The 6,087-nt window shown below is 53.7% G+C and carries 6 protein-coding genes and 1 pseudogene; all 7 read right to left on the reverse strand.

Annotated features, from left to right (window positions below; genetic code table 11):
- Positions 1-2,474: pseudogene (locus tag WCG50_RS16495) on the reverse strand (hypothetical protein); the annotation flags it as partial.
- 63 nt (positions 2,475-2,537) lie between these two features.
- Complete coding sequence (locus tag WCG50_RS16500) at positions 2,538-3,191, reverse strand: pilus assembly protein PilX (protein WP_336900688.1); 654 nt, start codon at positions 3,189-3,191, stop codon at positions 2,538-2,540.
- The gene (locus tag WCG50_RS16505) at positions 3,185-4,300 is read right to left on the reverse strand and encodes a PilW family protein (RefSeq protein WP_336900689.1); all 1,116 of its coding nucleotides are present in this window, start codon (positions 4,298-4,300) and stop codon (positions 3,185-3,187) included. The genes WCG50_RS16500 and WCG50_RS16505 overlap by 7 nt, the downstream gene beginning before the upstream one ends.
- 1 nt (position 4,301) lies before the next feature.
- On the reverse strand, positions 4,302-4,799 hold the full coding sequence (gene pilV / locus WCG50_RS16510) for a type IV pilus modification protein PilV (RefSeq protein WP_336900690.1): 498 nt from the start codon (positions 4,797-4,799) through the stop codon (positions 4,302-4,304).
- A gap of 10 nt (positions 4,800-4,809) precedes the next feature.
- Positions 4,810-5,436 carry a GspH/FimT family pseudopilin gene (locus tag WCG50_RS16515; protein ID WP_336900691.1) on the reverse strand — a complete coding sequence of 209 codons (627 nt, stop codon included), beginning with the start codon at positions 5,434-5,436 and terminating at the stop codon, positions 4,810-4,812.
- Positions 5,430-5,894: a type IV pilin protein gene (locus tag WCG50_RS16520; RefSeq protein WP_336900692.1), complete on the reverse strand. Its 465-nt coding sequence runs from the start codon at positions 5,892-5,894 to the stop codon at positions 5,430-5,432. Before WCG50_RS16520 ends, WCG50_RS16515 begins: the two co-directional genes overlap by 7 nt.
- The coding region (locus WCG50_RS16525; RefSeq protein ID WP_336900693.1) for a hypothetical protein at positions 5,888-6,087 on the reverse strand (200 nt) is incomplete at its 5' end. The genes WCG50_RS16525 and WCG50_RS16520, both read right to left, overlap by 7 nt.

Genomic DNA, 6,087 nt, shown 5'->3' on the forward strand with positions numbered 1-6,087 from the left:
AGCGCATTTTGCAGCGTGTTTGGATCGGTCGCGCTGAAGTAATTGCCATGGCCGTTCACCGCAGCATGCCAAAGGTCGTCAATGTTGGCAGGCTGATCGCTGGCGGGAACTGGCCAGTTGCACTTGCCACCCGTGACCGTGAGTCCATCCCGCCATGTGCAGTTGCTTGATCCCGCAATACTGCCTTTTAATACGTCGAAATAATCACCAGACAAGTCAGTTAAATAAGTCGGCGAAAAAACCATTTTTCCGCGAGCGCCGAGTCCCAAAGTGAAGGTGGTCATGTGCTGCCAGGTGGCAGTATCCAGCCCGTTGGGTGGGACCTTGTTAGCAATGCAAAGGTTGGTGGCTGAGCCATCTGGTGCCACGCCCACGCAGTTGTTCAAGGCACTGGTTCTCAGGTTGGTGTTGTAGTAGTAGGCGGCCACGTCTGCCAGCGTGTCTGAGGTTCCCCCGGTTGAGGTCGCGGTGATGACAGGCGTACCTGCGGTGGGTCCGGTGCTGGCAATGAGTGTGGGACTTGATGTTGTTCCGCCGGAGCTTGCTGTTGTCGCGGTAGGGGTCGTCTCGCCCGAACTAGGAAGGGATGCTGTCGCAACGCAGGCGTTGTTAGGGTTAGGCGTTCCGGCAACCCAAGCACTAAAGGTATCCGACGTAGCGCCGGTCTGACTCGTGCTTAAATTGAGGGTGAACGAATAAGTTGGGGTACTGGGTGTTAGTGCGCCAACGGTTCCCGGTACGCCATTGGTCGTGATTTGAGTGCTGGTTTGGGTGCCTGTATAGCGATCAACCGATGTTGTCGTCGCACCCGAGATGGTTTCGGTTCTGGTATAGGGCGTTGTGGTGACTTGATTACCCACAACATTCGAGGCAGGGCAAACGCCCGCAGAACTGCTGTAGCCACTTCCCCAAGCTGTATTTGCAGAAATGCAGCCCGAACCACTTGCACCAGTCGATACCAAGTACCACGTAGGTCCCGAGGTCCCCGTGACCGAAGAGAGTGATACAGCAGGGTCGTTGCCGGAGCTGCCCCTGCAAAACCACGCCTTATTACCGAGAGAATAGCAATGATTGTTATTGTTGTCGGGGTCATTTGTTGCGTAGCCTAATGCGGCTGTATGGCTGCCGTTATCGACTGACATAGGGGCCGAAGCGGTATTTGGCGGCGTCGTGCCTGAGCAGGCTGCCCCAACCGCAGTTACAAACTTGGTCCAGGTTTTGGTCGTTATAGCCCCCGTCGTAACTGTTTGCCGATCCTGCGTTGTTGTGTAGGTTGTCACCGACGTTGAGGTCGAGGCAGCGCCATCGTTATAGGGACGAGGGAGTGGACCGTCCTGGTTGTCCATTGTGGTCCCGTCCAGTTTTTTTACGTTGCTATCTGTTCCGTTCCAAAAGCCATCAGTTGAGAGAATGGTGTAGTTCTGCTGGCAGGAATACTGCACGGGGTTGGTGATGCTTATGCTGTTATTGGTCAGTGCTGTCGGACTTTTCCCAGCATATATTTGACCAGCATAGGCTAAGGCTTCCCGCAAGGGTGTCGAGTTGTTGGGGGATACGGCGTAGAACTTCGAATACCAGCTAGATTTTTGTGTGGTCGTGAAGTCGGCAATATTCAAAAATTCATTGGTAGAGTTCGCATTGATTGTCATGAGGCCAACACGGAAGTGCTCGTTCAGTGTTTTGAGTGCTTGACCAGATGCGGTTTTCATCATTTGCATACGCGTTCGGTAGTAGCTGTACCAATTGGCGAAATTGGTACGCTCGTCTGTATTGCTAGGGCCCGATGTTGCACTGACCGTTTTTTTGGTAAATAAGCTGTTGACGGCATGCGTACCATCCACTTTGGTGGTGGAACCGATTGAGCTGATGCATTCCTTGTAAAAAATGCTAGTCGAATCGTAGTAATTCCTTAAGTCCTCAGTGATTTGAGTGCCTGAATAAATGTAGTAGTAGGCTGCTTGGGCCGAATCCTGTAATCCCGAATTGTTGTTCGCAGAGTACGGCACGTACATGTCAGATTGGAATTTACTGCTTAAATCGACAGTCCCCTTTCCCGTGTTGGTGCTCAACGTACCTGTTGCAGTGTTGTAGCCGTCATATTGCGCAGCAGTAAAGCTGGCGTTGCCATAGCTATTCCCGGATGAATCCACTGGTGGGGTGTAGGTGATATTCGGGTTGTAATAAACGCCGTTGCATTGACTACTTGTATAGCCGTATTTTCCAAAAAATCTGTCACCGACAGTGTCGGGCATGTAGGTCCAGGCCATGCTGCCTGAGTCGTCAAGCACAAACATCAAGTTGGGCTTCACTTCTGTGCTGGCCGTCGTCGCTGTGAAAATAGGAGAGGGCGCGATGTCGGTGACGGTGACGGCTGCCATTGCTTCGCCTGAGCCACCCCAATTCGGCGTGAAAGAGGTCAGCACAATTGACAGTAATACATAGCTCAAACGAGGCTGCGGGTTACGATAGTTCATATGAATCTCCGGTTACACCCATAAATCAGGATCGCCCCAGGTAGACCTTGGGGCTCACGCTTTTCACATTGACACAATGGCTTGGACAAAACTAACGGTGTTGCGGGGGCCACTGACCCGCACGGTAATTCGGTAGTACACGGCAGTACTCACGCCAAGTCCAGAAATAATCTCCTCGCCCGCGGCCTCGTTGCTGCCCGTACTAGAAGCAGACGTGCCAGGCGTGATGGCACAACCATTACCACTAGGGGCGCCCGAGCCACTGCAAAGGCGCTGAATCATGTAGGCCACTGTGTTGCCAGCGGCATCGGGTGTACCAGGAGACGCCGAACATGCCGTAGATGGTCGTGGCAAAAGGCATGTGCCTGAAGGTATTAATAAATTCCAGAATGTTTCACCGGTCTGGCTGGCTGTTATGGTTGGCGTTGATGCTGAGTAGCCCACAGCGGGAATGCTGGCGTTCAAGACGCCTGCAGCGGCATTGTTTGTTTCAAGCCAGGCGATTGCAGACTCGACGCCTGCATCCGCAGAATGCGTTGCGGCCTGCTGGAAAGCCATGTTGCCCGCAATTAAATTTGAGGTGTCCATTGAACGGATCAATGCCAGGCCGCCCAAAGACATCAGCACCAAAATGATCAATGCGAACAGCATGACCATGCCGGACTGACCGCGTCGGATGGATGCACGGAGTGCGTGGGGTAAGCGGGCGACTAGCATCCTGTCACCTTGCCCATCCACGAAATATTTCGAAGGGGTACGACGGTTTGAAATACTTTGTAGCGGTAGTTTTGCCATGCTGCGTTCCCGGTCAGGTTAATGGGGGCTGCCGTACTCCCGGTTGGGTTGTCCACTAAAGTGCCCTCCCATACGGGTGCCAAGTTTGTGATAGACGAGGCGGGTTGTGTACTTCGCGCCACCAAGGCCAATCGAACGGCTGATACTCTCGCCCAGTCGCAAGCCGTGCTTGGTGCCGCCTGATTAAATACGTCGACGATGCCATCCATGGCACCTGCTGCAGCCGTATCACGGCCATACTGGGCGCGCAGGCTGACAATATTGTTTCCTATTGCAACCCAGTTAGCGGCCGAGGCTACGGAGCAATCATTGGTGGTGTAGTCGCACATCGTCAGGTTGCCATTTCGAATCGCATAAGCCACAATTTTTGGTGTTCGTTGGCCTAGATTAAACAGGGTGGGAAATGTAGGTGGCGTGGTCGACGGAACGGCCGCAAGCGCCAAGCCCGCACCAACAGCAACGGTCACATTTGGACTCACTACGCTAGCGACGCGTGTCAGTGTTAGGGCCGGCGTGAGAGGTAGCGGTGTGGTTGCGCAGGTTTGCACTTGGGGCGTCGCGATGACCCAGTCATTGGCGGTGAACGCAGCCGGTGTTTGCACGGGATATTGATCCGCCACTGTCAGCGCGGTAATGCTGTCGCCTTGTGGCGAGCCGTTGGTGTTGGCGTATACCACCAACAACGTGTCAGTGTTAGCGTCGCCAGCGGGTATGACCGCATGATTGATCGTGACGGGGGCCATGGCGACGAGTGTTACCCCGGCTCGCAAAAGCACATTGCAGCCCATCATTTTCATGTCGGCAATACCATAACCACCCATGCGTATGTCGCGTTGCAGGGCGTAAAGTGACACAACTCCCTCGTTCATGGCATCGTTGCCGCTGGTGGTTGATTGTTTGTTTTGCTCTGACAAGGAGAAAACTTGCATCATGATGAGCACGCCGAACAATCCAATCGCCATGGCGACCATGAGTTCGACCAAGCTGAATCCCTTTAACTTGACGCGTATTGACTTAGAAACTACGTTCATGTCAGCCCCCTATCTGAGCGGTTACTACATAGTTGTGCCGAGAATTCTCGTTGGGTGCCTGCCAGAAGATAGTGATGGTGACTAGGCTCGACGGTAGGCTGGTAGCCGCTACCGGTGTAATAACGACAGTTGGCAAATTAGTAAGCGCTCCAGGCAGTGTTTGCAAGACAGTGCCTTTAGCGGGTGTGGACTGTGTGCCTGCAGTGCCCGAAGTGCCAGACCAGGCCCAGGCTGTGTAGGCAGCGCCAGTTCCTGTTGAACTGTCGTAGGCCGCTTGCAGCGTTGTTTGTGTGCGGTCGCTGGCCCACATCCGGCCAATCAACTCATTGGCTAGCAGTGCCGCTTCGCTGCGATACCGGGCATCCGTCGAGGCAGTAACGGCCGAGGCTTGCAGGCCCACGATGCCAAGTATGCCTATTGAAAAAATGAGAATGGCGATGAGAACTTCAATCAGCATAGAACCGGTTTGCTGTCTTGCGCGAATATGGGTTTTTGTCATGGTCGGTCTCCTAGCAGCCTCGTGGATCGGTGCTGGCAATGGATGGATCACACATGCGAACCTGACCTGCCGTGGTAATGACAACCCGCAAGCAGCGCATTTTCCCAATGGCGCTTACGCATGCGCCACCGCTGGGGTTGCTAATGTTAATGTTGATGTTCGTCGCTGGCACCGGGGACACCCGTCCGGTGGCGTTGAATGTGATGCTTGTTTGATCGGCTGCAACCACGGCATTGCGAGAGCCTTCCGATGTTGCGCGTTTTTGGATGATGCCCGGCGCGGGGTTATTCGTTGTGTCAGTGATTGGAAATGCTTCGTTGATTGGTGCGCTGGCACAAAGTCCAGTAGGGTCTCCAGAACTGATGATCCAATTGCTGTCAGTCGTCGACAGCGCGCAGGTGTTGTCGAGGGACGTGGTGAATTGGAACCCAATGGTCGTATTGCGCCTGACGGCCTCCGCACGCGCGAGTTGTAGTCCGTTTTGAATGGATTCGGCTGCATTGCGTATTTGCGAATTTTGGATCATGGTGCTAAAGCTCGGCATGGCAAGCGAAGCCAAAATAGCGACGATGGCGACGACGACGATCAGCTCCAGCATGGTGAAGCCGCGATGTTTGAACCGCAGTCCGGTTAGCACGTGCCCCCCTTGTTGGTGATCCAACAGCTTGTGCTACTCGTCCAGCCCGAGGGGCCAGAGGATGCTTTGGTATTGCTCTGATCGACGGTGAACGTAAAACCAGTCATGGCGCCAGAGCCGACGGCCCGTAGTTTGAAGGCGCTGGCTGAGCCTGCCACTTCGCAATCAAAAGTGAAATATTTGCTGGAGGTTGAGTCGGCCGTACATGCCGTGGCGTTGAGGTAAGTCCGGTTGTCCTGAAAGAATTGCTCCATCTGCACCCGCTTGGTCGCTAAATTCGACGTGGCATCAGGAATTCTTCCCCGAATGATGTATTCCTGGTAGGACGGTACGGCGATCGAGGCCAGTATTCCAATAATCGCGACAGTGATCATCAGTTCAACCAGCGTGAACCCGTGAATAACTTTTGACGAACTTGCACGCACTTTGCGAGTGTTAGTTTTATTTAAATTCAGCATGAAGATGCCTCCCGTGTTACTACCGCAGCATCCCGCTGCACCGCATTCAACTTGCCATACACATTTACCAACTCTGCACACAGCGCTCGATTGGCATAAGGCATGATTTTGTTGACCTCTTGGCCATCAATGCGTGCGCGAACAAACGTGTCTTTCAGCGCGGCAAGAAATAGCTCTTTTTTGTAGAGACTCA

This window comes from Rhodoferax sp., from assembly GCF_037143375.1.
GTDB lineage: Bacteria > Pseudomonadota > Gammaproteobacteria > Burkholderiales > Burkholderiaceae_C > Rhodoferax.

Bases quoted from the DNA above. Each gene is read 5' to 3' on its own strand.
- WCG50_RS16500 (WP_336900688.1), bottom strand. From the start codon at position 3,191: ATGCTAGTCGCCCGCTTACCCCACGCACTCCGTGCATCCATCCGACGC.
- WCG50_RS16505 (WP_336900689.1), bottom strand. From the start codon at position 4,300: ATGAACGTAGTTTCTAAGTCAATACGCGTCAAGTTAAAGGGATTCAGC.
- pilV (WP_336900690.1), bottom strand. From the start codon at position 4,799: ATGACAAAAACCCATATTCGCGCAAGACAGCAAACCGGTTCTATGCTG.
- WCG50_RS16520 (WP_336900692.1), bottom strand. From the start codon at position 5,894: ATGCTGAATTTAAATAAAACTAACACTCGCAAAGTGCGTGCAAGTTCG.